This window comes from Parafrankia sp. EUN1f (assembly GCF_000177675.1).
In the GTDB taxonomy this organism is placed as follows: domain Bacteria; phylum Actinomycetota; class Actinomycetes; order Frankiales; family Frankiaceae; genus Parafrankia.
Window position 1 is genome coordinate 1 of sequence record NZ_ADGX01000044.1, and the last position, 24947, is coordinate 24947.

Sequence of the window (24947 nt, forward strand, 5' to 3'; positions counted from 1 at the left end):
TTCCATTCCGAACCCGGTAGCTAAGCCCTTCAGCGCCGATGGTACTGCGCGGGGGACCGCGTGGGAGAGTAGGACGCCGCCGGACTTCTTTCCGATGGGGTTGTTTCTGGCTTTAGGGCCGGGGGCAGCCCCATCGGTATTTCTGCGTTCACCACAGGACCCGCTCGCTCGGTGCTCGACGGGTCCGCCGGGGATGCTGCGGCGCCGCCCGGCACCGGCGATCCATGCCTATAGGTGTATATGGGACAGGGTGCCACTTGGTGATCCGCAAGATCTGAGGATTTCGGCTGTTGCAGCAGCCGAAGTTTTCTGTTCTTGCTCGGAAGCGGCGGCGGCGGCGTCGGAAGCGGCGGCATCGCCGGATCTGCCGTCGCCCTGGGTCTCGCTGCCGACTCCCTGGTAGCCGCGATCATCGGATCCTCGCCCTGCGGCAACGGGATGCCGGCACATCGTGCGGTCGGCTACTCCTGAGATGCGGCCCCTGAGACGCGGTCGTCAGTCGCACAGTTGGCCCCAACTTCATGGACGTCCTACTATCGGACGTGCCAGCGAGATTCGGTGGCAGCCGAGCGTCGTCCAGGGAGCGTGGCCATGAGCGCAGTTACCGCGGCGGAGCAGGAGATCCCCACGTTGCACGTGCCCACCCGGCCGGTGCGGGTTGTCACCGCGGCAGCTCTCTTCGATGGTCATGACGCCGCGATCAACATCATGCGGCGCATCCTCCAGGCACAGGGTGCGGAGGTGATCCACCTCGGGCACGACCGTGGGGTCGATGAGGTCGTGACGGCCGCCATCCAGGAGGACGCGCAGGCGGTCGCGATCTCCTCATACCAGGGCGGCCACGTCGAGTACTTCACCTATCTCGTCGAGCGGCTGCGTGAGCGCGGCGCTGGGCACGTGCGGGTCTACGGCGGCGGTGGCGGTGTCATCGTCCCGGAGGAGATCGATCTGCTGCACTCGCGCGGCGTGGCACGGATCTTCTCTCCGGAGGACGGCCGGCGACTCGGGCTGGCTCTCATGGTCAACAGGATCGTCCGGGAAAGCGATGTGGACCTGGCCGCGGTCGCGCCGGCGCTGGGGGATCTGCGTGCCGGTGGCGATGCCGCGCTGGCCCGGGCGATCACCGTGCTCGAGGATTCTCGGGATGCCGCCTTTGCCGCTGCCGTCCGGGAAGCGGCGGCGGCCGCAGACCGGCCGCCGGTGCCGGTCCTCGGCATCACAGGCACGGGCGGATCAGGCAAGTCCTCGCTCACCGACGAGGTGCTGCGACGCTTTCGGCTTGATCAGAGCGATTCGCTGCGCATCGCGGTGTTGGCCGTCGACCCGACACGGCGGCGCGGCGGCGGAGCGCTGCTCGGCGACCGGATCAGGATGAACGCGCTGGCGATGCGGCCGGATGCCGGCCTCGAGCCAGCGGGGCCGAGGTCGGGCGGCGACGTGGCGTTGACCTTCTTCCGGTCGCTGGCAACGCGAAGGGCCGGGCGGGAGCTGCCCGAGCAGTTCGCCGACATCGTGGCGGCCTGCAAGGTAGCGGGTTATGACCTGGTGATTGTCGAGACCCCCGGAATCGGCCAGGGCGACGCCGCCATTGTGCCTTTCTGTGACGTCTCCCTGTATGTCATGACGCCCGAGTACGGGGCGTCGTCCCAGCTCGAAAAGATCGACATGCTCGACTTCGCGGACGCGGTGGCCGTCAACAAGTTCGAGCGCCGTGGTGCCGAGGACGCGCGGCGCGATGTCGCGCGTCAGATGGTCCGCAATCGGGAGGAGTTCGGCGCAGAGTGGGAGGAGATGCCGGTCTTCGGCACGTCCGCGGCCCGCTTCAACGACGACGGCGTCACGGCGCTGTACTTCTGCCTGCGCGATCTCCTCGGTGAGCGTGGCCTGGAGCTGAAGCAGGGCGCGCTCGAACCCGTGGAGGTGCGGGTATCCAGTGGTCTGACCACGGTCGTTCCGCCGGCCCGGATCCGCTATCTCGCGGAGATCGCGGATGCTGTCCGGGGCTACCACGCCCACACGGAGGCACAGGCGGTGCTGGCACGTCGTCGCGAGCACCTGGCCACCGCCATCGCCGAGCTCGAAGCGCATCAGCAGGGCACGGGGCAGGAGCAGGCCGGGCAGGCCGAGCAGTCGGACCTGCGGTTGCTGCGAAGCCTGCGGGATGCCGCCGAGTCGCGCCTTGATGCCGAGACGCGTGACCTGATCGAGTCCTGGCCCGCGGTGCGCGCGGAGCGTTCCGGCGACGAGATGGTCTACACCGTGCGCGGCCGGGAGATCCGCACTCCGCTGGTACGCACCACCCTCTCCGGAACCTCGCTGCCCCGGGTGGCGGTTCCGGAGATAGACGACGATGCCCGGCTTGTCCGGTTCCGCCGGCGGGAGAACCTGCCGGGGCTGTTTCCGTTCACCGCCGGGGTCTTTCCCTTCAAGCGGGCTGGTGAGGCCCCGGCGCGCATGTTCGCCGGGGAAGGCGATCCGTTCCGGACCAATCGGCGCTTCCATCTCCTCTCGGCGGATTCACCGGCGACTCGGCTCAGCACGGCCTTTGATTCGGTCACCCTTTATGGACGTGACCCGGGTGCCCGGCCCGACGTCTATGGGAAGATCGGTACCTCAGGTGTGTCCGTCGCCACGCTGGATGACATGAAGGCGCTGTTCGCCGGCTTCGATCTGTGCGCGCCGACGACCAGTGTCTCGATGACGATCAACGGGCCGGCGCCGGCCGTTCTGGCGATGTTCCTGACCACGGCGGTCGACCAGAGGCTCGACCTCTTCCGGGTGGAGCATGGCCGTGAGCCCCGGGCGGCCGAGGCCGCCGAGGTCGCCGCGTGGGCGTTGGCGAACGTGCGTGGCACGGTCCAGGCGGACATCCTCAAGGAGGACCAGGGCCAGAACACCTGCATCTTCTCGACCGAGTTCGCGCTGCGGTGCATGGCCGACATGCAGGAATGGTTCATCGCCAACCAGGTGCGCAACTTCTACTCGGTGTCGATCTCCGGCTACCACATCGCGGAGGCCGGGGCGAACCCGATCAGCCAACTGGCGTTCACGCTCGCGAACGGTTTCACCTACGTCGAGGCGTACCTGGCGCGCGGCATGAACATCGACGACTTCGCCCCGAATCTTTCCTTCTTCTTCTCCAACGGCATGGACGCCGAGTACAGCGTGATCGGCCGGGTCGCCAGGCGCATCTGGGCGGTGGCCATGCGCGAGCGCTACGGTGCGTCGGAGCGCTCGCAGAAGCTCAAGTACCACGTGCAGACCTCGGGCCGTTCGCTGCACGCGCGCGAGATGAACTTCAACGACATCCGGACGACCCTGCAGGCCCTGTGTGCGATCTATGACAACTGCAACAGTCTGCACACCAATGCCTATGACGAGGCGGTCACCACGCCCACCGAGCAGTCGGTCCGGCGCGCACTGGCGATCCAGATGATCATTGACCGGGAATGGGGGCTCGCCGGGAACGAGAACCCCCTGCAGGGCTCGTTCGTGATCGATGAGCTCACCGATCTCGTCGAGGAGGCCGTCCTCGCCGAGTTCGAGCGGATCTCGGAGCGTGGTGGCGTTCTCGGGGCGATGGAGACCGGATACCAGCGTGGTCGCATCCAGGACGAGTCGATGCTCTACGAACGGCGCAAGCACGACGGTTCGCTGCCGATCATCGGTGTCAACACCTTCCTCGGCCCGGACGACGACGAGGAGGACGCACACCACCTCGAGCTGGCCCGGGCCACCGAGGAGGAGAAGCAGTCGCAGCTGCGCCGGCTCGAGGAGTTCACCTCAGGCAACGCGGCCGAGGCCGCCCTGGCGCTCGACCATCTGCGGAAGGTCGCGACAGCGGGCGGCAATACCTTTGCCGCCTTGATGGACGCGGTGCGGGTGTGTTCGCTCGGTCAGATCAGTGCGGCGTTCTTCGAAGTCGGCGGGCAGTATCGCCGAAACATCTAGCCACGTCGGTGGCGTTGACGTGCTGCGGCAGCGCGGTCGCGCAGCCGTGACCGTCATCCGCCACATCGGTCATCGGCTACATCGGTCATCGTCGCGTGAAGATGTTGTACGCCCGGCGGCGGCGGCTCGGCACGTCGTTGTGGACGAGCCGAGCCGCCGGCACACTGCGCCGGCGGGCCTCGCCTGTTGCCAAGGTCCGCGAATGGCACGTGGGAATGGCATAGTGGACAGCGCCATTCATCCGCCCATCCGTCCCGCGATCTTTTGGAGTACCGCCGTCGTGTCGCCGCCGAAGCCGCTTCCGACCGACCCGATCGCGGAGGCACACCGGCAGTGGACGGCGCACGGGTGGGGCGGCGTGGCGGACGGGATGGCCGCGGTCACCTCGTTGATGCGTGCACAGCAGATCCTGCTCGCCCGCGTCGACGAGATCCTGCGTCCGCTTGATCTGACGTTCGCCCGTTACGAGCTGTTGATGCTGCTGCTGTTCAGCCGCCGGGGCTCTTTGCCGCTCAGCCGCATCGGCAGCCTGCTCCAGGTCCACCCGACCAGCGTCACCAGTGCCGTCGACCGACTGGAGGCCCGGGGCCAGGTTCGCCGCCAGCCACACCCGACCGACCGGCGGGCCATCCTCGCCGAAATCACCGACGACGGTCGCGCGACGGCGCTCGCGGCCACCGAGAAGCTCAACGAGAGCGTGTTCGCCGATCCCGGTCTGCCCGAGAACGGGGTCCGCGAGCTCGTGGACCTGCTCACCGACCTTCGCAGCCGGGCCGGCGACTTCTGAGGGCCACGCTGTGCCGATCCTCCCGGTCTTCCCTGGTGGGACCGCTCGGCCCCGGCGAGCCCAGCTGAGGCGTCCAGGCTGCGGCTACCCTCTACAGACGTGACCTACCTCGACCACGCGGCGACCACGCCTATGCGTCCCGAGGCCGTCGAGGCGTTCACCGCAGCCCTGACCGGCGCGCGCAACGCCTCATCACTGCATGCCGGCGGTCGGCGCGCACGCCGGCTCGTCGAGGAGTCGCGGGAGTCGCTGGCCGAGGTGCTGGGCGCGCGGCCGTCCGACGTCATCTTCACGGGTGGCGGCACGGAAAGTGACAATCTCGCGGTGAAGGGCCTGTTCTGGTCCCGCCGGGCGGCCGACCCGCAGCGGCGGCGTGTGCTGGTCAGCGCGGTCGAGCATCCCGCCGTGCTGGACACGGCGTCGTGGCTGGCCGGGCAGCAGGGCGCGGTGCTGGAGAAGATTCCGGTGGATGGCACCGGTCTGGTGCACCCGGAGGCACTGCGTGCGGCCGTGCAGGCCGATCCGTCGTCCGTCGCGCTGATCTCGGTCATGTGGGCGAACAGCGAGGTGGGCACGATCCAGCCGGTCGCGGAGCTGGCGAGTATCGCGCACAACTACGGCATTCCATTCCATACCGACGCGGTGCAGGCATTCGGCCAGGTGGAGACGTCCTTCGCCGCAAGCGCGGCGGACGCACTCACGATCAGCGCACACAAGATCGGTGGTCCGGTCGGAGTCGGGGCGCTGCTCCTGCGGCGCGGCCTCGAGCTTGAGCCGCACCTGCACGGCGGTGGCCAGGAGCGCGACGTCCGTTCCGGCACCCTCAACACGCCCGGTGTCGCCGCCTTCGCGGCGGCCGCGCGCGTCGCCACGGCGGAGCTGCCCGCGGAGCGGCTCCGGCTTACCGACCTGCGTGATGACCTGGTGCGTCGGGTGCTCGCGGAGGTTCCCGGGGCCGTCCTCAACGGCGCGCCCTCCGGCGCCGGCCGGCTGCCCGGCAACGCCCATCTGACCTTTCCCGGCTGTGAGGGCGACTCGCTGCTCATGCTGCTCGACGCGCACGGAGTGGAATGCTCGACCGGTTCCGCCTGCTCCGCGGGAATCGCGCGGCCCTCTCATGTGCTGTTGGCTATGGGAGTCGAGGAGGCGCACGCTCGGGGTTCGCTGCGTTTCTCGCTCGGGCACGGTTCGGTCGCCGCGGACGTCGACGCGCTGGTGGCGGTGATCGGGCAGGTGGTCGAACGGGCGGGCCGGGCTGGTGAGCTCGCGGGCCTGACCTCGCGGATCTGATCTCGCGCGGGTCTGGTCGTGCGGGTCTGCCTCGCGGATCCTGGCAGCTGGTCGGAGGGCCGTCTGGCCGGACGGGAGTAGCGGGAGAGCGGGAGTAGCGGGAGATGGGGATCGTGAGCGGGATGAAGGTGCTCGCGGCAATGTCGGGCGGCGTCGATTCGGCGGTCGCCGCGGCCAGGGCCGTGGACGCCGGTCATGACGTGACCGGCGTCCATCTCGCCCTGTCCCGGTCGCCGGCCTCCGACCGGGGCGGTTCTCGAGGCTGCTGCACTCTGGAGGACGCGCGGGACGCCCGTCGTGCCGCCGACGTGCTCGGTATCCCCTTCTACGTGTGGGATCTCGCGGACCGCTTCGAGGCGGAGGTCATCGACCAGTTCGTCGCCGACTACGCTGCCGGACGAACCCCTAACCCGTGTGTTCAGTGCAATGAGCGCATCAAGTTCTCCGCCGTCCTGGACAAAGCGCTCGCGCTCGGCTTCGACGCTGTGGTCACCGGGCATCACGCGAGACTCGACCCGGACGGCACCCTGCGCCGCTCGGTGGACCTGGCCAAGGACCAGTCCTACGTGCTCGGCACGCTGCGCCCCGACCAGCTCGCCGCGGCTCGATTCCCGCTCGGCGACTCGACGAAGGCCCAGGTCCGTGAGGAGGCGGCGCGCCGTGGGCTGGGCGTCGCCGACAAGCCGGACAGCCACGACATCTGCTTCGTCGCCGCCGGGGACACCGGGGCCTGGCTCCGAGACCGGCTGGGTCCGCGGCCCGGTCCCATCGTCGACTCCGAGACCGGCGAGACCCTTGGCGAGCACGACGGCGCCTACGCCTTCACGGTGGGGCAGCGCCGGGGCCTGCGGCTGGGCCACCCCGCGCCGGACGGCCGTCCCCGCTACGTGCTCGAGGTGTCCCCGGTGACGTCCACGGTGACCGTCGGGCCGGCGCGGGCGCTGGACATGCGCAGCCTGGTCGCGGAGCGGATCGTCTGGCCGCACGAGGGCCCGGTGTCGTGTGTGGCGCAGGTGCGGGCACACGGTGGTGTGGTCCCCGCGGTGGTCCGTGCCCGTGGCGAGGAGCTCGACGTGCAGCTGGTCGAGCCTGTGCGCGGGACGGCGGCCGGTCAGGCCGTGGTGTTCTACGACGGCGACCGTGTGCTCGGCGGCGGCCGCATTCGCTCGCTGGCCGCCTGACATCCTTTTCCGGATCCGGTCCCTGACGGCGGAAGCCACGTTGGGGCCCGCGGCGTGGGCCAGCCCCGGGACCGGCCCGATGGCATCGGCACGACGGCACCTGGCACGAGGGCACCTGGCGACGGCACCTGGCCGGCCGCGGGCGTGGGATGCGTCCGGAGATCCGGGATGCGTCCGGAGACTGTTCCGGAGATTGAGGAGTCGATGTGGCGATGATGTGGTCCGCGACGGAGCGCGAGCCGGGGCCGCCGGAGGAGGGGGACAGCGCGTCACCGGCTGGCCGGACCCCTGCCGCGTCCGAAGGCCTGCCGTGGTCGGCGGGGTGCGCGTCGGGTGTCGGGTCACTGCCCGACCTCGACCCGGTCGAAGCGGCGCGCTACGTGCTGGGGGAGGTCCCGGACCTGCCCTTCCTGCCGGAGCTGCCCGCCCGCGGGGTGGGTGCGGACATGATCGGTCGGACCTGCGCGATGCTGGCGGACCTGCCGGTTGATCTGCAGCCATCCGGTTGGCGGCTGGTGCCGCGTCCGGGGCTCGACCTCCGCCGGGCCCGCGACCTGCTTGAACGGGACCTCGACGCGTTCACCGAAGCGGCCGCCGGCTACACCGGCCCGCTCAAGGTGGCCGTCGGTGGTCCCTGGACGCTGGCGAGCACGGTTGAGCTGCCACGCGGGCACAAGGCGCTCGCGGACGCCGGGGCCACCCGTGATCTCGCGGAGGGGCTCGCGGAGGGGCTCAGCGGCCACCTGACCGACCTCGCTCGCCGGATGCCGGGAGCCCGCCTGGTGGTTCAGCTGGACGAGCCGGTGCTGCCGGCGGTGCTCGCCGGACGCATCCGCACCCCCAGTGGCTTCTCGGTGTTGCGTGCGGTCGAGGAAGGGTCGGCGACGGAGCGGCTGGCCACCGTCCTCACCACGGCGACCGCGGTCGGGGCGGTGATCGCGGCCGGCGTGCACTGCTGTGCGCGAGACGTCCCGATCGGGCTGCTGCGCCGGGCCGGGGCCCGTTTCGTCGGTCTGGACGCGACACTGCTCACCCGGGACCAGGACGACGCCGTCGGCGAGGCGGTCGAGGCGGGGATGGGGCTGATGCTCGGCCTGGTGCCGACCTCCGCCGGCGCCGGCCAGGAACTGTCGGACCCTCGTCGTACCGTCGCGGTGGCGGTCGACCTGTGGCGTCGGCTGGGTTTCCGTCCGGAGCTGCTGGGAGAGGTGGTCGCGGTGACACCAACGTGTGGTCTGGCTCATGCCACGGTGGCCGATGCGCGTGCCGTGCTGCGGCATTGCCGCCTGGCGGCGCGTGTCCTGGTGGAATCACCGCAGTGATTTCCACACAGTGAGCCTTTCCATCTCACGCTCGTCGGGCGTGTCGCGGCAGGTCGGAGCCGACGATGGAAAAGGCTCAGTGACATCCGGCCGGTGAGTTCCGCTGTAGCTGTGGCGTGGGGAGTTCGGTGAGCATGGCGGAGGAAGGCGTCGAGCCGATGGCCGACAACCAGGCGGCGACGGTGCCCGCGGCGGTGGCGGTGCCCGACGCGGGGGTGCCCGAGGCCGAGGCGCCTGACGCGGCTGTGCGCGCGCGTGCCGCGGAGCTGGCACGTGATCTGGAGGAACATGCCCACCGCTACTACGTGCTCGACGCGCCGACCATCGCCGACGCCGAGTACGACGCGCTGCTGCGTGAGCTCGACCAGATCGAGCAGCAGTACCCGGAGCTGCGAACCGCGGACTCGCCGACCCAGAAGGTAGCCGGCTCCTACTCGACGCTGTTCACGCCGGTCACCCACCTGGAACGGCTGCTGTCGCTGGACAACGTCTTCGACGAGGACGGGTTCCACGCCTGGGCCGCGCGTGCCGCGCGGGAGCAGCCGGTGGAGGCCTGGCTGTGCGAGCTGAAGATCGACGGGCTCGCGGTCGACCTCGTCTACGAGGCCGGCGCTCTCGTGAGCGCGGCCACCCGTGGCGACGGCCGTACCGGTGAGGACATCACGCTGAACGTGCGCACCCTGCGCAGCGTGCCGGCGCGGCTGCGTGGCCCGGGCGTGCCGGAGTTGCTGGAGGTCCGTGGGGAGGTGTACTTCCCGACCGCGGGGTTCGCCGAGCTCAACGCGTCACTGGTCGAGGCGGGAAAGGCGCCGTTCGCCAACCCGCGTAACGCGGCTGCCGGGTCGCTGCGGCAGAAAGACCCACGGGTCACGGCCGGCCGCCCGCTGGCCATGATCGTGCACGGGCTCGGCGCGAACCGGGGGTTCGAGGTGGAGTCACAGTCGGCTGCTTACGAGCGGCTGGCTGAGCTGGGCCTGCCGGTCTCCACGCGCTATCAGGTGTGCGCGGGGGTCGATGAGGTACTCGCCTTCGTGCGGGCGTGGGGTGAGCAGCGGCACGATGTCGAGCACGAGATCGACGGCGTCGTCATCAAGGTCGACGGTTTCGCCCAGCAGCGCCGGCTTGGCGCCACCTCGAAGGCACCCCGCTGGGCGGTCGCGTTCAAGTACCCGCCCGAGGAGGTCACCACCCGGCTGCGGGATATCCAGGTCAACGTCGGCCGAACGGGGCGGGTGACACCGTTCGGGGTTCTCGAGCCGGTGAAGGTGGCGGGGTCGACGGTCGGTATGGCCACCCTGCACAACATCGACGAGGTGGGCCGCAAGGGAGTGCTCATCGGGGACGTGGTCGTGCTCCGCAAGGCCGGCGACGTCATTCCGGAGATCGTCAGCCCGGTCGTCGACCTGCGGGATGGTTCGGAGCGTGCGTTCGTCATGCCCACGCACTGCCCGGAGTGCGGTACCGAGCTGGTCCGTCCCGAAGGCGAGGTGGACATCCGCTGCCCGAACACGGTGTCGTGTCCGGCGCAGCTGCGGGAGTCGGTGTTCCACCTGGCGTCGCGCGGTGCGCTCGATATCGACGGGCTGGGCTATGAGACCGCGACGGTGCTACTCGCCGAGGGCCGCATCCGTGACATAGGCGACATTTTTCATCTCGCGCCGGAGTCCTTCGAAGGCCTGCGTGGCTTTGCGAGCAAGAAGGTCGACCAGATTCTGCGCGGGATCGAGGCGGCTCGGGACCGGCCGCTGTGGCGGTTGCTCGTCGGGTTGTCGATCCGGCATGTGGGGCCGACCGCCGCCCGCGCGTTGGCCCGGGAGCTGCGCTCCCTCGACGCGATCGCCGCCGCGCCGGCCGAGCGGCTCGCCGCCGTCGACGGGGTCGGGCCGAAGATCGCCGAAGCGGTGGTCGACTGGTTCGCCGATCCCCGGCATCGCGATGTCGTGGCCCGTATCGCAGCCGGTGGGGCCCGTCTGGCGGATGAGGGCGCGGGAGAGGGCCCCGGGCTGCTGGACGGTGTCGTCGTCGTCATCACCGGAACACTGCAGGGGTGGAGCCGGGACACCGCTACCGAGGCGGTGCAGGCGCGTGGCGGAAAGGTCACCGGCTCGGTGAGCAAGAAGACCACTTTCGTGGTCGCCGGAGTGGATCCAGGCGCCTCGAAGTACCAGAAGGCGCTGAGTCTTCGGATTCCGTTGCTCGACGAGACGGGCTTCGCGGCGCTGCTCGGTGACGGAGCGGATGCGGCCAGGGTGCTTGCCGTGCGCGAAGAGGGGGAGGGGTAGCCTTCGAATCCTGGCAGCGAAAGGTTCATCACGGTGAGCACTCATATGTTCTGTCATGTACCTGGCCGCGTGACGGGCCGCGCTTACGAGCATCTGAAACACGTCGACGGATGGGCTCCGGGCGGACCTGGACTTTGCTGATGGGGGGCCCTCGGCCGAGCGGCGGGCCGTCGGGGCTGTCCGAGGCGTCTGGGCTGTCCAGATCGCCCGCATCGTTGTCCGCCGTCTGGGCGATTGTGGGCGGGGCGCTGGGATGCCTGTCCGCACTCGCGATCATTGCGGTCGCGGCCAGCCATGGCGGGTTCGACGATCTCGGGGTGGCATTCGCGCTTCTCGCCGGGCTCACCGTCGTCGTCGGCCCGCAGCCGCATCCGTCGCTGATGCCGTCCGCATCGGCGCAGATCACCGGGCCACTGCCAGGGTCTGGGGCGGGGTCTGGGCTGCTGTCGGGGCCGGGGCCGGGTCCGCGGCGACCCAGGTGGTGGGTGGCGGCACGGACCTCACGGGCACCTTCCTGTTCGCGATTCTGCTCGGCTGGGGTGCGGCGCCGGCGCTGGCGGTCCACCTCGTCGTGGGTGTTCTGCTGGAGCTGCCGCGACGGAGTTCGCTGGGGCGTGTGGTGGCCCGGGTGGGGCGTCGCGCGCTTGGGCTCGCCGCGGCCGGGGCCGTCGTCGCGGCGTTCGGTCTCGACCACACCCTCGGTACCGCCGAGCTGCCCGCTGTCGCCCTCGCCGCGCTGGTGCTGTTCGTTGTCGATGACCTGGCCGGCGCCCCAATCGGGCCGCTTCGGTCGCGCGGGCCGGTTCGGCCTGCTCGGCCGAACCGGCTGGGCCGTCCGGGCGCGCGTGTCGGCGGAGCTGCCCGTGGCCGGCGGAACGACATCCGCGGGGGCGGTAACGGTGGGAGCGGTAGCCGTGGCGATGCATCGTTCCGTCTGCTGTACAACGAGCTGCATCGGCGGCTGGCGGTCGCCGCGGCCCTGCTGTCCCTGGCGCCGTTGATCGTGATCGCCGCCGGGCGTGGTCCTTGGCTGGCGCTGCTGCTCCTGCCCGCGCTGCGGGTGGTGACGAGGGTCGGTGAGGGTGCGCGGCAGAAGGAGCATGAGGCCCGTCACGACGGGCTGACCGGCCTGCCGAACCGGACCGCGCTCGCCGAGCGTGCGGCGCTCAGCATCGCGGCGGCGGAACGGACCGGTACTCGTGTCGGGTTGTTGTTGCTCGATCTCGACCGGTTCAAGGAGGTCAACGACCGGCTCGGGCACGATGTCGGCGACCGTCTGCTGGTTGTCGCCGCGGCTCGTCTCGCCGCTGCCCTGCGCCCCGGGGACGTTGTCGCGAGGCTCGGTGGTGACGAGTTCGCGGTGCTGCTTCCGTGGCTTCCACCCGGCGCCGACGGCCGTGCTGTCGCCACCGAGGTCGCCGGGCGGGTGCGCGGTGTCGTGCGCGCGCCGTACGAGATCGACGGTCAGTTCTGCGACATCGATGTGAGTGTCGGCGTGGCGCTCTACCCCGATCACGGCGCCGATCTGCCAGCGCTGTCGCAGTCCGCCGACATCGCGATGTACGCGGCGAAGGAGCATGGGCTCGGGGTCCAGGCCTACGGCCCCCGTGACGCCCGCCGGGCCCGGCTGCGTACGCGGACCACGGCGGAGCTGGGCTACGCCCTCGACCACGGGCAGCTCGAACTGCACTACCAGCCTCAGGCGGAGATCGTCGACGGAAGGGTGCGCCGAACCGAGGCGCTGCTGCGTTGGCGGCACCCGAGCCGCGGTCTGCTGCTGCCGGGAGTCTTCGTTCCGCTCGCCGAGTCCGCCGGTCTGATCCGTCCAATCACCTCCTGGGCGATGGACACGGCGCTGACCCAGACCGCCCGGTGGCACGCGGCCGGGATCCCTGCCGCCGTCGCGCTGAACGTTTCCCCGCGTGATCTGCGCGACCCCGGATTCGTCGGGTCCGTCGCGAGCGCGCTTGCCGCCAACAACCTGCCACCGGGCGCACTCACCTTCGAGGTGACCGAACGGGCGCTGACCGCTGACGGCGACGGGGCCGCCCGCGCGCTACGGGATCTGGTCGACCTCGGCGTGACCGTGAGCCTGGATGACTTCGGTACCGGACTGATCTCCCTGGACGCCCTGCGTCGCCTGCCGATCGGCGAGATCAAGATCGATCGGACGGTGATCGGCCGGCTGGGCGCCGATCCCCGAGACGCCGTCACGATGGGCCTGGCCGATGGGGAAACCGTGGCCTGGGAGGCGGCTACCCGGGAGGTCGCCTTCATTCGTGCCGTGGTGCGGATGGCGTCCGACCTCGGGATGCGCGTCGTGGCGGAAGGCGTCGAGACACCGACGGAGTGGTGCCAACTCGCCGGGTTCGGCGCGGACGCCGCGCAGGGCTGGCATGTGGCGCCGGCACTGCCCGCGGCGTTGGTCACCCGGTGGCTGGTCGAGCCCGGCCAGGCCCGCGAGCGTCTCACCGGACATCGTCCCGGTGATGCCCGCCGGGTGGACTCCCGGCACGGCGTGTCACAGAACGCAGTGGTGAGCCTGAGCCGCGACGGCTGACGGGACTGCACCGGGTCCCGGTCAGGTCGGGCTGTCCGCCGAAGGCGCTAGCGCCGGGGGCCGTTGGTACGCGCGAGGCTCGCAGCGATGCCGGCCAGATGCGCCAGACGGGCGATCTCGGAGCCGCGAAACGCTGGGCCGCCTGGTCTGCCGACGAGCAGGACCAGTTGGTCGTGGCCGACAGGCGCGGCGGCGAGCTCCATGCTGACCGCCTCCCAGCGGGCCGGGAACTCGCCGTCGTTGGGCGCGATTCGCCTGGCCTTCTCCAACGGCAGCCACGGCAGGGAGATGCGGACCCGTTCCGGCACGCCCAGGTCGTCCCCGCCGAGGTTGGGAGCGCCCACCGACGCCTCGCGGACGCGGACGTCACCCGGAGCCAGGTGTTCGAGCAACAGGGCCCAGTCGGCGTTGAAGACTCCCGAGACCAGCTCGGTCAACACGGCCGCGGCTTCGGAGGGACGTTCGGTCAGCGCGTCCACGAGCTCCAGGTCGTCGCCGATGCCGGCACCGTCGGCGAGGAAGGGGCGCAGGGCCTCGACGGTCACCCCGGGAACGGACTGGGCGGCCGTGAACACGCGGTCGGCCAGACCGCCGGGCGGCAGCAGCACGATCATGTCGTCGACCGCGCCGGCGGGTGTGTGTTCAACGACCGAGAGGCTCACGATGTCGATCCCCGCCGCGCCGAGGGCCGTCGCCACCGCGCCCAGCGCGCCAGGATGGTCGGGCAGAAGAAGCCGGAGCAGGTACGACATGCGGCTGAGCATGCGCAAGATGTGTGACGCTGTCATGGCGATCACGTCACGGGCAGATGTCGATGCAGGTCACCCGCCTGTAGGTAAACGGTTTTCGGGAACGGGTGCGCGGCGCGCCGGCTCCGCGACGCGGACCCGTACGATGAGTACACGCTGACGCCGCGCTTCGCCAGGTACGCCGCTGCCCGCGCGGCGCGCGCCACGACCTAGCCGATGTAGGGCCTGTGCCCACCGCCCACGAGGGGTCCACCGGAATGGCGATCACCCGGGACGAGGTCGCGAACCTTGCCCGCCTGTCGCGGATGTCCCTGTCCTCCGCTGAGCTCGACGCGCTGGCACCGCAGCTGGAGGCGATTCTCGGCGCCGTGGCCAGGGTCGCAGAGGTGGCGGCGGCGGACATTCCGCCGACCTCGCACGCCGTACCGCTCACCAATGTCTTCCGCGCGGACGTGACTCGCCCGTCACTGCCGGTCGCCGACGTCCTCGCCGGCGCGCCCGCTGCCGAGGAGGGCCGGTTCCGGGTGCCGCGCATTCTCGATCCGGAAGAGTGAAGGGCACCAGGCTGCACATGACCGACGTTTCAGGCATCTCGACGCCCGTGGAGTCCGCCCGGACGGACGACGTCGTCCGGCTGACGGCTGCCGCGACGGCTGCCGCGATCGCCGCAGGTGAGCTTTCCGCAGAGGAGGCCACTCTCGCCGCCCTGGACCGCATCGCGAAGGTCGACGACGCGGTGCACGCGTTCCTACACGTCGACGCGGAAGGCGCGCTTGCCACCGCCCGCGCGGTGGACGCCCGGCGTGCCGCGGGGGAGCGGCTGGGTCCACTGGCCGGTGTGCCGCTCGCGCTCAAGGACGTGTTCACCGCTCGCGGCATGCCGACCACCTGCGGCAGCAGGATTCTCGAAGGCTGGCGGCCGCCCTACGACGCGACTGTGGTCTCCCGGTTGCGTGCTGCCGACGTCGTCATTCTCGGCAAGGTCAACATGGACGAGTTCGCGATGGGCTCCTCCACCGAGAACTCGGCGTACGGCCCGACCCGTAACCCATGGGATCTCACCCGGATTCCGGGTGGCAGCAGCGGTGGCAGCGCGGCCGCGGTGGCCGCTTTCGAAGCGCCGCTGTCCATCGGCACCGACACCGGTGGCTCGATCCGTCAGCCGGCCGCCGTCTGCGGTCTGGTCGGGGTCAAGCCGACCTATGGCGGGGTCAGCCGGTACGGCCTCGTCGCCTTCTCCAGCTCCCTGGACCAGGCGGGCCCGATCACCCGCACCGTCGCCGACGCCGCCCTGCTGCACGCGGCCATCGCCGGGCACGACCCGCTGGACAGCACCAGCGTCGAGCTGCCGGTACCTCCGGTGGTGGAGGCCGCGGCCCGTCGGGACATCCGCGGGATGCGGGTGGGCGTGGTGCGCGAACTCGCCGGTGAGGGCTACGACCCGGGCGTGCAGGCCGCGTTCGACGCCGCCGTCGCGGAGCTGGCCGGGCTCGGCGCCGAGGTGGTCGAGGTGAGCTGCCCGCACTTCACCTATGCGATGGCGGCGTACTACCTGATCGCACCGAGCGAGTGCTCGTCCAACCTGGCCCGCTTCGACGCGATGCGCTTCGGCCTGCGGGCCGGGGACGACGGTCGCGCCGGCGCGGAGGAGGTCATGAGCCGTACCCGGGACGTCGGGTTCGGTGCCGAGGTGAAGCGGCGGGTCATGCTCGGCACGTACGCGCTGTCCTCGGGGTACTACGACGCCTACTACGGGCAGGCACAGAAGGTCCGGACGCTGATCAGCCGGGACTTCGCCGCCGCGTACGAACAGGCTGACGTGCTGGTCTCACCGACCACGCCGACGCCGGCCTTCCCGATCGGGGACAAGGTCGACGACCCGGTGGCGATGTACCTGTCGGACCTGTGCACGATTCCGTCCAACCTCGCCGGTGGGCCGGCGATGAGCCTGCCGTCCGGGCTCGTGGCCGGGCTGCCCGTGGGCATCCAGATCATGGCGCCGGCGTTCGCCGATGACCGGCTCTACCTGGTCGGCGGGGCGCTGGAGGCCGCGCTGGACGCCCGGCGCGGGCACGCCCTGCTCGACGAAGCACCGACGCTGTAGACAAACCGACGCTGTAGACAACAGGCCAGCGCACCAGGAGAGGAGGGACGAGAAAGAGATGGTCGAGCTGCGCAGCGGTCGTCAGGACCGCGCACTTCTGCTGATTGTCTGGGGACTCACGCTCGTGGTGCTCGTCCTCGGCGTCCTGACGTTGAGCCCGATCCTGCTCGTCTGGGGGATCATCGGCCTGCCCGCGGCGGTCGCGCTGGGCTACGTCCATATCCGTGACACGCGGCGTCGGGCCGGCAGCCCGGGGACGACACCTGGGCGTCCGGCGGCCGGCGGTCACGAAGACGGCCTTGAAGACGGCCTAGAAGACGGCATCGAAGAGGAGTCATCCCGGTGAGCACATCGGCTCCCGTCATCGCCACTCCCTCCTATGAGGACGCCACCGCGCGCTACGAGGCGGTGATCGGGCTGGAGACCCACGTCGAGCTCGGCACCGCCTCCAAGATGTTCTGCGGGTGCGCGACGGTGTTCGGCGCGGAGCCGAACACCCAGGTATGCCCGGTCTGCCTGGGCCTGCCCGGGGCGCTGCCGGTGGTGAACGAGGCCGCGGTGCGGTTCGCGACGCTCATCGGGCTCGCGCTGAACTGCACGATCGCCTCCTGGTGCCGGTTCGCCCGGAAGAACTACTTCTATCCGGACATGCCGAAGAACTTCCAGATCAGTCAGTACGACGAGCCGCTGTGCTCGAACGGCTGGCTTGACGTCGAGGTCGAGGGGGAGATCCACCGAGTCGGGATCACCCGGGTCCACCTGGAGGAGGACACCGGCAAGTCGCTGCACGTCGGCGGGGCGACCGGGCGGATCCACGGAGCCACCCACTCCCTGGTCGACTACAACCGGGCCGGCATCCCCTTGGTGGAGATCGTCACCGAGCCCGACATCCGGCATCCCGAGGTCGCTCGGGCCTACGTTGACGAGCTGCGGGAGCTGTGCCGGGCGCTGGCGGTCTCGGACGTGCGGATGGACCAGGGCTCGCTGCGCTGTGACGCGAACGTGTCGCTGCGGCCCCGGCCCGCGGCAGGGCAGCCGGACGCGCCGTTCGGCACCCGTTCGGAGACGAAGAACCTCAACTCGCTGCGTTCGGTCGAGCGGGCTGTCCGCTTCGAGATCGTGCGCCAGGCGGCGCTGCTGGACGCCGGCGAGCGGGTCATCCAGGAGACCCGGCACTTCGACGAGGCGTCGGGCCGCACCTCCTCTGGCCGGTCGAAGGAGGAGGCGACCGACTACCGCTACTTCCCGGAGCCGGACCTGACGCCGCTCGCGCTCACCTCGGAGTACGTCGAGGCGCTGCGCGCAGTCCTGCCGGAGCTGCCGGCGCAGCGGCGGGCCCGGCTCGTCGCGGAGCTCGGCTACACCGCCCGTGAGCTGCAGGAGATGCGCAACGCCGGGGTGCTGGAGCTGGTCGAGGCGACGGTGGCCGCAGGCGCGAGCCCGGCCGGGGCGCGCAAGTGGTGGCTCAACGAGCTGGCGAGGCGCGCCTCGGATGCCGGTGTCGAGCCGCGTGAACTGGCGATCAGCCCGGCCCAGGTGGCCCGGATCTGCGAGCTCGTCGCTGAGGGGAAGCTGACCGACGCGCTCGGGCGCAAGGTCGTCGACGGCGTGCTCGCGGGTGACGGCTCGCCCGACGAGGTCGTCGCCGCGCGGGGGCTGGCCGTGGTCTCCGACGACTCGGCGCTGCGCGACGCGGTTGACGCCGCGATCGCGGGCGCGCCCGACATCGCGGACAAGGTCCGGGGCGGCAAGCTGAACGCGGTGGGGCCGCTCGTCGGCACGGTGATGAAGACGATGCGTGGCCAGGCGGACGCCGCGGCCGTCCGCAGGTTGCTGCTGGAGCGGCTGGAAGTCTCCTGACCCCTGCGGATCCGGCAGTGTGCGACGATCGTCGGTGATGTCTGGAACCACGCGGGGGCGCCTGCTCGCCACCAGCGATATCCATGTTCGCCATCCGGAGAACCGGGCGATCGTCGAGGCGATGCGGCCGGGCCATGACGATGACTGGTTGCTCGTGGTCGGCGACGTCGGCGAGCGTCTCGACGACGTCGAATGGGCGCTGCGGTTGCTCGCGGGCCGGTTCGCCCAGGTCGTGTGGGTGCCCGGCAATCATGAGCTGTGGACGTTGAGCCGGGACACCCTGCTCCTGCGCGGTGAGGCCCGTTACCGCCATCTGGTCGACCTGTGCGCGGGCCTGGGAGTTCTCACCCCCGAGGACCCCTACCCGATCTGGACGGGGCTGGGTGGTCCCGTGCGCATCGTGCCGATGTTCCTGCTCTACGACTACACGTTCCGTCCCGAGGGCACCTCGAACAAGGAGGAGGCGCTCGCCGCGGCGTACGCGGCGGGCGTGGTGTGCTCCGACGAGTCGGTGCTGCACTCCGACCCCTATCCGACCAGGGACGACTGGTGCCGGGCTCGGGTCGCGCAGACGCGCGTCCGGCTGGACGAATGCCCCCGGGACGTCCCCCTCGTACTCGTGAACCATTTCCCGCTGGTGCGTGAGCCCACCAGGATCCTGCGCTACCCGGTGTTCGCGCAGTGGTGCGGAACCGAGCTCACCGCGGACTGGCACACCCGCTACAACGTCGCCGCCGTGGTCTACGGTCACCTGCACATTCCTCGGACGACCTGGTATGACGGCGTCCGGTTCGAGGAGGTCTCGGTGGGCTACCCGCGTGAGTGGCGCAGCTGGCGGACCCGACGACCGGTGTTGCGCCAGATCCTGCCCGCGCCGATCGGTGAGCGCGTCCCGCCCTGGGGCGCGACCCGGGACGAGTCGGAGTCCGCGGTGGTCCCGCCGGGCTGACCGGCTGGCCGGTTGCCCGGCTGCTCCGACAAAGGTGTGGTCCTCCGTGTTGCCACCATCGGTGCATCCGCGTGTCGGCTTGCCGACGTCGCGCGGCGCGTCGGATGCGGAGTCGCGAAGCCGTTCGTAGTGTGTGGACGGGCCTTGCGGGCCCCACCGGATGGTTCTGCGAGGCAATGGGGGGAGGCGAGTCGTCGTGCCCCTCACACCTACGGGGTTCGGTCCGTCCCGGTCGCGACGCAGGGGGCGGGGGCGCCGGGGCCTGCTGGCCGCTGGTCTGGTGCTCGTGCTGGTGGCGGTTGGTGGCGGTCTCACCTACTGGCTGAAGGAACGGTCGGACGCACGCGCGGCTGACCGCGCGGTGGTCTCGGTGGCCGCGGCCTATCTGGAGGCCTGGAAGGCGCTGACGATCGCGCCGTCCGCGGCCGAGGAGTCCGACACGGCTGCCGGCGGGACCGGAGCCGCTGCCGGCGGGACCGCAGCCGGCGGGACCGCAGCCGGCGGGACCGCAGCCGCTGCCGGCGGAACCGCTGCCGGCGGAACCGCTGCCGCTGCCGGTGGGACCGGCGGTGGCGATGCCGCGGCCGGTCAGGCCCGCGCTCGGGCCGGTGCCGCGGTCAGCGCGGTCAGCGTCGACGGCGACGTCCCGGTCGCGACACTGGTCGGGCTGATGTCCGACGTTCACGATCGGCTCTCGGTCACCAGGGCGGAGTTCGTCGCGGGGAAGGCGGCTCGCTCGGGGGCGAGCGCCACCGTCCCCTACACCGCGACCCTGACGCTCGCCGGATTCACCGAGCCACTGACGTACTCCGGTTCGCTAGGCCTGACCCGGGCCGGCGGCGACACCTGGAAGGTGCGGGCGGCGCCGTCCTCGGTGCACCCCGACCTCAAGCCGGGCCTGCACCTGGACCGCACCGACTCCACCGGTAAGCGGGGGGCGCTGCTGGACGTGAACGGGCGTCCCATGGACACCAACCCCGAGCTCGCCGGGAACCTCATCGGCCGGATCGATCCGGCGTCCGGCCTGCAGCGGGTCTACGACTCGCGGCTGCGGCCCCAGGGCGGCTCGGTGGTGGTCCGCACCGATGGCAACGAGACGGTCAAGACCCTCAAGGCCTACCCGAGCAGCGACGGCGAGGCGATCCGCACCACCATCAACCTGGACGTCCAGCGTGCGGCCGAGGCGGCCCTCGGCACCGCCGCCCAGCCGAACGGGGCGCTGGTCGCCATCGACACCCGGACCGGCGGGGTGCTCGCGGTCGTGAACCGCCCGATCAACGGATACGGGCGGGCGGTTCGCGGGTCCTATCCGCCCGGTTCGACGTTCAAGATCGTGACGGCGACGGCAGCGCTGATGAACGGCAAGACGGCGGACACCCCGCTCGACTGCACCGAGAAGGTGAGCATCGGCGGGCGGGAGTTCCAGAACGCCGAGGCGGAGCAGTTCGGGATGATCCCGTTCCGCACGGCCTTCGCCAAGAGCTGCAACACCGCGTTCATCCGGCTGGAGCAGTCGCTGCCCGACGGCGCGCTTGAGCAGGCCGCCAAGCTGTACGGCTTCGACGATGTCGAGCCGCTGCCCATCGCCAGCGTCGGCGGCTCCTTCCCGACCCCGCGCGACGACGTCGAGGCTGCGGCCGCGTCGATCGGGCAGGGCCGGGTCGCCGCGTCGCCGTTGCAGATGGCGAGCGTCGCCGCCGCCGTGGCCAGCGGTACCTGGCGCCAGCCGTTCGTCGTGGGGGAGGCGCCGCGCAGCAACGCTCTGCCGGCGCAGGCCCTGGGGCCGCTGCGCGACTTCATGCGGGCCGTGGTCACCGAGGGGACGGCGGCGGGGGTCCCGATGCCGGGTGAGGTCGGCGGCAAGACCGGTACGGCCGAGTACGGGAACGGGAACCCCCCGCCGACGCACGGCTGGTTCGTCGGATACCGCGGTGACATCGCGGTCGCGACGGTCATCGAGGACGGTGGTTTCGGTGCCGAGTCCGCCGCGCCTGTGGTCTCCAAGTTCTTCACCGCTCTCGACGGTGGCCAGATCACGGCGCCCGCCGCGGCGGGCTGAGACCGGGCTGGATGCCCCGCGCCGGCCGCCGGGCCTGGGTCGACGCGGGGTCTCGCCGGCGCCGGGATCCGGCCGGCGCGGTGTGGTCTGGCTCTCCGGTCACCACCCCCCGCTTGACGTGGTGGCCGATGTCGGGGATGGTTTAGCGCGTGCTGCTTGGCATCCTCGTACGCTCGGAGCGCGTGTAGTCGGACCGACTGGTCACCGACCACCCGCGCCGCCCCTCAGTGCCTCCGGCACGAGGGGCTTTTTCATGTCCGGCCCGGCGCGTGCACCACCACGTTCCGACCAGCTCTGCCGTTCCGACCAGCTCTGCCGTTTCGACCAGCTCTGCCGTTTCGACCAGCTCTGCCGGCCCCGTCAAGGAAGACGACCAGATGACCAGAGAGACTCCACAGATCACCGGCGCGCAATCGCTCGTCCACTCGCTTGAGGCGGTCGGTGCCGAGGTGGTCTTCGGTATTCCGGGCGGGGCGATCCTGCCCGCCTATGACCCGCTGTTCGACTCCACCCGGGTCCGTCACGTGCTGGTCCGGCACGAGCAGGGTGCCGGGCACGCCGCCGAGGGCTACGCGCAGGCCACGGGGCGTGTCGGGGTCTGCATGGCGACGTCCGGGCCGGGCGCGACGAACCTGGTGACCCCCATCGCGGACGCCTACATGGACTCGGTGCCCATCGTCGCGATCACCGGCCAGGTGCCCAGCGCGGCGATCGGCACCGACGCCTTCCAGGAAGCCGACATCTGCGGCATCACGCTGCCGGTCACCAAGCACAACTTCCTGGTCCACTCGGCGGACGACATTCCGCGCACGATCGCCGAGGCGTTCCACATCGCCTCGACCGGCCGGCCGGGCCCGGTGCTCGTCGACCTGCCGAAGGACATCCTGCAGGGGCTCACCTCGGTGCTGCCGCACGAGGTCTGGCCGCCGGCGCTGGAGCTGCCCGGATACCGTCCGGTCACCCGGCCGCATGCCAAGCAGGTCCGTGAGGCGGCGAAGATGATCAGCGCCGCCCGCCGCCCGGTGCTCTATGTCGGCGGTGGAGTGCTCAAGGCCCGGGCGGCCGCCGAGCTGCGGGTCCTCGCCGAGCTCACCGGCATCCCGGTGGTCACCACGCTGATGGCTCGTGGCGCGTTCCCCGACTCGCACCCGCAGCATCTGGGCATGCCCGGCATGCACGGGTCGGTCGCGGCGGTCACGGCGATGCAGAAGTCGGACCTGTTGATCACCCTCGGGGCCCGCTTCGATGACCGGGTGACCGGGCGGCTGGCGTCGTTCGCGCCGGGGGCCGCGATCATCCACGCCGACATCGACCCGGCCGAGATCGGCAAGAACCGGGTCGCCGACGTGCCGATCGTGGGCGACTGCCGGGAGGTGATCGCCGACCTCACCGTCGCTCTGCAGGCCGAGCCGCGCCCCGACCTGGAAGCGTGGTGGCACGCGCTGAACCGCTGGCGGGAGACCTACCCGGTTGGTTACGACCTGCCGGCGGACGGCTCCGTCGCCCCGCAGCAGGTCATCGAGCGGATCGGTCAGATCGCCGGCCCGCAGACGGTCTTCGCGGCCGGCGTCGGGCAGCACCAGATGTGGGCGGCCCAGTTCATCTCCTACGAGCACCCGTACACCTGGCTCAACTCCGGCGGCGCCGGGACGATGGGGTACGCGGTGCCGGCGGCGATGGGCGCGAAGGTCGGCCGGCCGGACGCGACCGTGTGGGCGATCGACGGTGACGGCTGCTTCCAGATGACCAACCAGGAGCTGGCGACCTGCGCCCTGGAAGGCATCCCGATCAAGGTCGCCGTCATCAACAACGGCTCGCTGGGCATGGTGCGCCAGTGGCAGACGCTGTTCTACGACCAGCGGTACTCCAACACCGACCTGGGCACCCACCCGGCCTCGGCGCGGACCGGGGTGACCCGCGTTCCGGACTTCGTGCGCCTGGCGGAGGCGCTCGGCTGCGTCGGCCTGCGCTGCGAGTCCCCGGAGGACATCGACGCGACCATCGAGAAGGCGATGAGCATCAACGATGCTCCCGTTGTGGTCGACTTCGTGGTCCATCCGGACGCCATGGTGTGGCCGATGGTGGCCGCGGGCGCCAGCAACGACGAGATCCAGGTCGCCCGCGACCTGGCTCCCGACTTCGACTACTCCGGCGACGCGGAGGTCAACCTGTGACCCGGCACACCCTTTCGGTTCTCGTCGAGAACAAGCCTGGCGTCCTCGCCCGGGTGTCGGGCCTGTTCTCCCGGCGGGGCTTCAACATCGAGTCGCTCGCCGTCGGGCCCACCGAGCACCCGGACGTCTCCCGGATGACGATCGTCGTCGCGGTCGAGGACCTGCCGCTGGAGCAGGTGACCAAGCAGCTCAACAAGCTGGTCAACGTGCTGAAGATCGTCGAGATGGACACGAGCGTCTCGGTCCAGCGCGAGCTGATGCTGGTCAAGGTGCGGGCCGACCTCACGGTCCGTTCCCAGGTGCTGGAGACCGTCCAGCTCTTCCGGGCGAAGGTCGTGGACGTCGCCCAGGACGCGGTGACGATCGAGGCCACCGGCACCCGTGACAAGCTGGACGCGCTCATCCGCATGCTCGAACCCTTCGGGATCCGCGAGCTGGTCCAGTCCGGCATGGTCGCTCTCGGCCGCGGCTCACGGTCGATCACCGACCGCAGCCTGCGTGCGGTCGAGCGCTCGGCCTGACGAGCATCCCCTTTGTTTCCACCAGCAGTGCCAGCAGTGCCAGCAGTGCCCACCAGCAGTGCCCACCAGTAATTCCCACTAGGAGATTCACCAACGATGGTCGAGATCTACTACGACGACGACGCGAACCTCGCGAACCTGGCTGACCGCAAGGTCGCCGTGATCGGTTACGGCAGCCAGGGGCACGCGCACGCGCTGAACCTGCGCGACAGCGGGGTCGACGTCCGCGTCGGCCTGCCGGAGACGAGCACCAGCCGGGCCAAGGCCGAGGAGCAGGGCCTGCGGGTGGTGACCCCGGCGGAGGCCTCCGCCGAGGCCGACATCATCATGATCCTGACGCCCGACACGACGCACCGCAAGATCTACGCCGAGTCGATCGCGCCGAATCTGACGCCGGGCAAGGCGCTCGCCTTCGGGCACGGCTTCAACATCCGCTACGGCCTCATCGAGCCGCCGGCCGGCGTGGACGTCTTCATGGTGGCGCCCAAGGGCCCGGGCCACCTGGTCCGTCGGGTGTTCACCGAGGGCAAGGGCGTGCCGTGCCTCGTCGCCGTCGAGTCGGACGCCTCCGGCAAGGCGCTCGACATCGCGCTCGCCTACGCCAAGGGCATCGGTGGCACCCGGGCCGGCGCGCTGCGCACGACGTTCACCGAGGAGACCGAGACCGACCTGTTCGGCGAGCAGGCGGTGCTGTGCGGCGGTGCCAGCGCGCTGGTGCAGGCCGGCTTCGAGACGCTGGTCGAGGCCGGGTACACCCCCGAGGTCGCCTACTTCGAGTGCCTGCACGAGCTCAAGCTGATCGTCGACCTCATGTACGAGGGCGGCATCACCCAGATGCGCTACTCGATCTCCGACACCGCCGAGTACGGCGACGTCACCCGTGGCCCGCGTGTGGTCACTCCGGCGGTCAAGGCGGAGATGCGCAAGATCCTCGGCGAGATCCAGGACGGGACGTTCGCCCGCGAGTGGGTCGCGGAGGACGACGCGGGTCGCCCGACCTTCACCAAACTGGTCGAGGAGGGCAAGCAGCACCCGATCGAGCAGGTCGGCGGCAAGCTGCGGCCGATGATGTCCTGGATCGCGAAGGACTGACGCGGTGGGCCGGGCCGGGTGGCACTGCCGCCCGGCCGTGCCCGGCGTGTCAGGTCGTGCCCGGCT

17 protein-coding genes and 1 rRNA gene are annotated in these 24947 nt (G+C 70.8%); 17 read left to right on the forward strand and 1 reads right to left on the reverse strand.

Features of this window, described 5'->3' with window-relative positions:
• The 8 genes from rrf to FREUN1FDRAFT_RS15270 form a co-directional block, all read left to right on the forward strand.
• A 5S ribosomal RNA gene (gene rrf / locus FREUN1FDRAFT_RS39835) occupies positions 1-85 on the forward strand; the annotation flags it as partial.
• A gap of 506 nt (positions 86-591) precedes the next feature.
• Complete coding sequence (gene icmF, locus FREUN1FDRAFT_RS15240; protein ID WP_006540992.1) at positions 592-3951, forward strand: fused isobutyryl-CoA mutase/GTPase IcmF; 3360 nt, start codon at positions 592-594, stop codon at positions 3949-3951.
• Between the two features lie 280 nt (positions 3952-4231).
• The gene (locus FREUN1FDRAFT_RS15245; protein WP_035951728.1) at positions 4232-4738 is read left to right on the forward strand and encodes a MarR family winged helix-turn-helix transcriptional regulator; all 507 of its coding nucleotides are present in this window, start codon (positions 4232-4234) and stop codon (positions 4736-4738) included.
• Between the two features lie 99 nt (positions 4739-4837).
• Positions 4838-6028: a cysteine desulfurase family protein gene (locus FREUN1FDRAFT_RS15250; protein ID WP_006540994.1), complete on the forward strand. Its 1191-nt coding sequence runs from the start codon at positions 4838-4840 to the stop codon at positions 6026-6028.
• A gap of 122 nt (positions 6029-6150) precedes the next feature.
• On the forward strand, positions 6151-7209 hold the full coding sequence (gene mnmA / locus FREUN1FDRAFT_RS15255; protein WP_083828700.1) for a tRNA 2-thiouridine(34) synthase MnmA: 1059 nt from the start codon (positions 6151-6153) through the stop codon (positions 7207-7209).
• Between the two features lie 212 nt (positions 7210-7421).
• Complete coding sequence (locus FREUN1FDRAFT_RS15260) at positions 7422-8531, forward strand: methionine synthase (RefSeq protein ID WP_035951729.1); 1110 nt, start codon at positions 7422-7424, stop codon at positions 8529-8531.
• A 134-nt stretch (positions 8532-8665) separates the two neighbouring features.
• On the forward strand, positions 8666-10813 hold the full coding sequence (ligA, locus tag FREUN1FDRAFT_RS15265) for an NAD-dependent DNA ligase LigA (protein WP_006540997.1): 2148 nt from the start codon (positions 8666-8668) through the stop codon (positions 10811-10813).
• A gap of 481 nt (positions 10814-11294) precedes the next feature.
• A complete protein-coding gene (locus FREUN1FDRAFT_RS15270; protein WP_157474803.1) occupies positions 11295-13373 on the forward strand; it encodes a bifunctional diguanylate cyclase/phosphodiesterase in 2079 nt (692 codons plus the stop codon).
• A gap of 47 nt (positions 13374-13420) precedes the next feature.
• On the opposite strand, the gene FREUN1FDRAFT_RS15275 is transcribed toward FREUN1FDRAFT_RS15270, so the two are convergent.
• Positions 13421-14137, reverse strand: a complete 717-nt coding sequence (locus tag FREUN1FDRAFT_RS15275) for an ACT domain-containing protein (RefSeq protein WP_006540999.1) — start codon at positions 14135-14137, stop codon at positions 13421-13423.
• 242 nt (positions 14138-14379) lie between these two features.
• On the opposite strand from FREUN1FDRAFT_RS15275, the gene gatC reads away from it, so the two are divergent.
• The 9 genes from gatC to ilvC all read left to right on the forward strand — a co-directional run bounded on the left by gatC (position 14380) and on the right by ilvC (position 24881).
• Positions 14380-14676 (forward strand): Asp-tRNA(Asn)/Glu-tRNA(Gln) amidotransferase subunit GatC, encoded by a 297-nt coding sequence (gatC, locus tag FREUN1FDRAFT_RS15280; RefSeq protein WP_006541000.1) that lies wholly within the window; start codon positions 14380-14382, stop codon positions 14674-14676.
• Between the two features lie 17 nt (positions 14677-14693).
• Positions 14694-16226: an Asp-tRNA(Asn)/Glu-tRNA(Gln) amidotransferase subunit GatA gene (gene gatA, locus FREUN1FDRAFT_RS15285; RefSeq protein WP_050795879.1), complete on the forward strand. Its 1533-nt coding sequence runs from the start codon at positions 14694-14696 to the stop codon at positions 16224-16226.
• 58 nt (positions 16227-16284) lie between these two features.
• A complete protein-coding gene (locus tag FREUN1FDRAFT_RS15290; RefSeq protein ID WP_006541002.1) occupies positions 16285-16572 on the forward strand; it encodes a hypothetical protein in 288 nt (95 codons plus the stop codon).
• A complete protein-coding gene (gene gatB / locus FREUN1FDRAFT_RS15295; RefSeq protein WP_006541003.1) occupies positions 16569-18086 on the forward strand; it encodes an Asp-tRNA(Asn)/Glu-tRNA(Gln) amidotransferase subunit GatB in 1518 nt (505 codons plus the stop codon). The genes FREUN1FDRAFT_RS15290 and gatB overlap by 4 nt, the downstream gene beginning before the upstream one ends.
• A 37-nt stretch (positions 18087-18123) precedes the next feature.
• A complete protein-coding gene (locus tag FREUN1FDRAFT_RS15300) occupies positions 18124-19035 on the forward strand; it encodes a metallophosphoesterase (RefSeq protein WP_006541004.1) in 912 nt (303 codons plus the stop codon).
• A 196-nt stretch (positions 19036-19231) separates the two neighbouring features.
• Entirely contained in the window at positions 19232-21094 is a 1863-nt protein-coding gene (locus tag FREUN1FDRAFT_RS15305; RefSeq protein ID WP_006541005.1) for a penicillin-binding transpeptidase domain-containing protein, read from the forward strand.
• Between the two features lie 227 nt (positions 21095-21321).
• The gene (locus FREUN1FDRAFT_RS15310) at positions 21322-23268 is read left to right on the forward strand and encodes an acetolactate synthase large subunit (protein WP_369809798.1); all 1947 of its coding nucleotides are present in this window, start codon (positions 21322-21324) and stop codon (positions 23266-23268) included.
• Entirely contained in the window at positions 23265-23789 is a 525-nt protein-coding gene (gene ilvN / locus FREUN1FDRAFT_RS15315; RefSeq protein ID WP_006541007.1) for an acetolactate synthase small subunit, read from the forward strand. Before FREUN1FDRAFT_RS15310 ends, ilvN begins: the two co-directional genes overlap by 4 nt.
• A 96-nt stretch (positions 23790-23885) precedes the next feature.
• On the forward strand, positions 23886-24881 hold the full coding sequence (gene ilvC, locus FREUN1FDRAFT_RS15320) for a ketol-acid reductoisomerase (protein ID WP_006541008.1): 996 nt from the start codon (positions 23886-23888) through the stop codon (positions 24879-24881).
• The last annotated feature ends 66 nt before the right edge of the window (positions 24882-24947 follow it).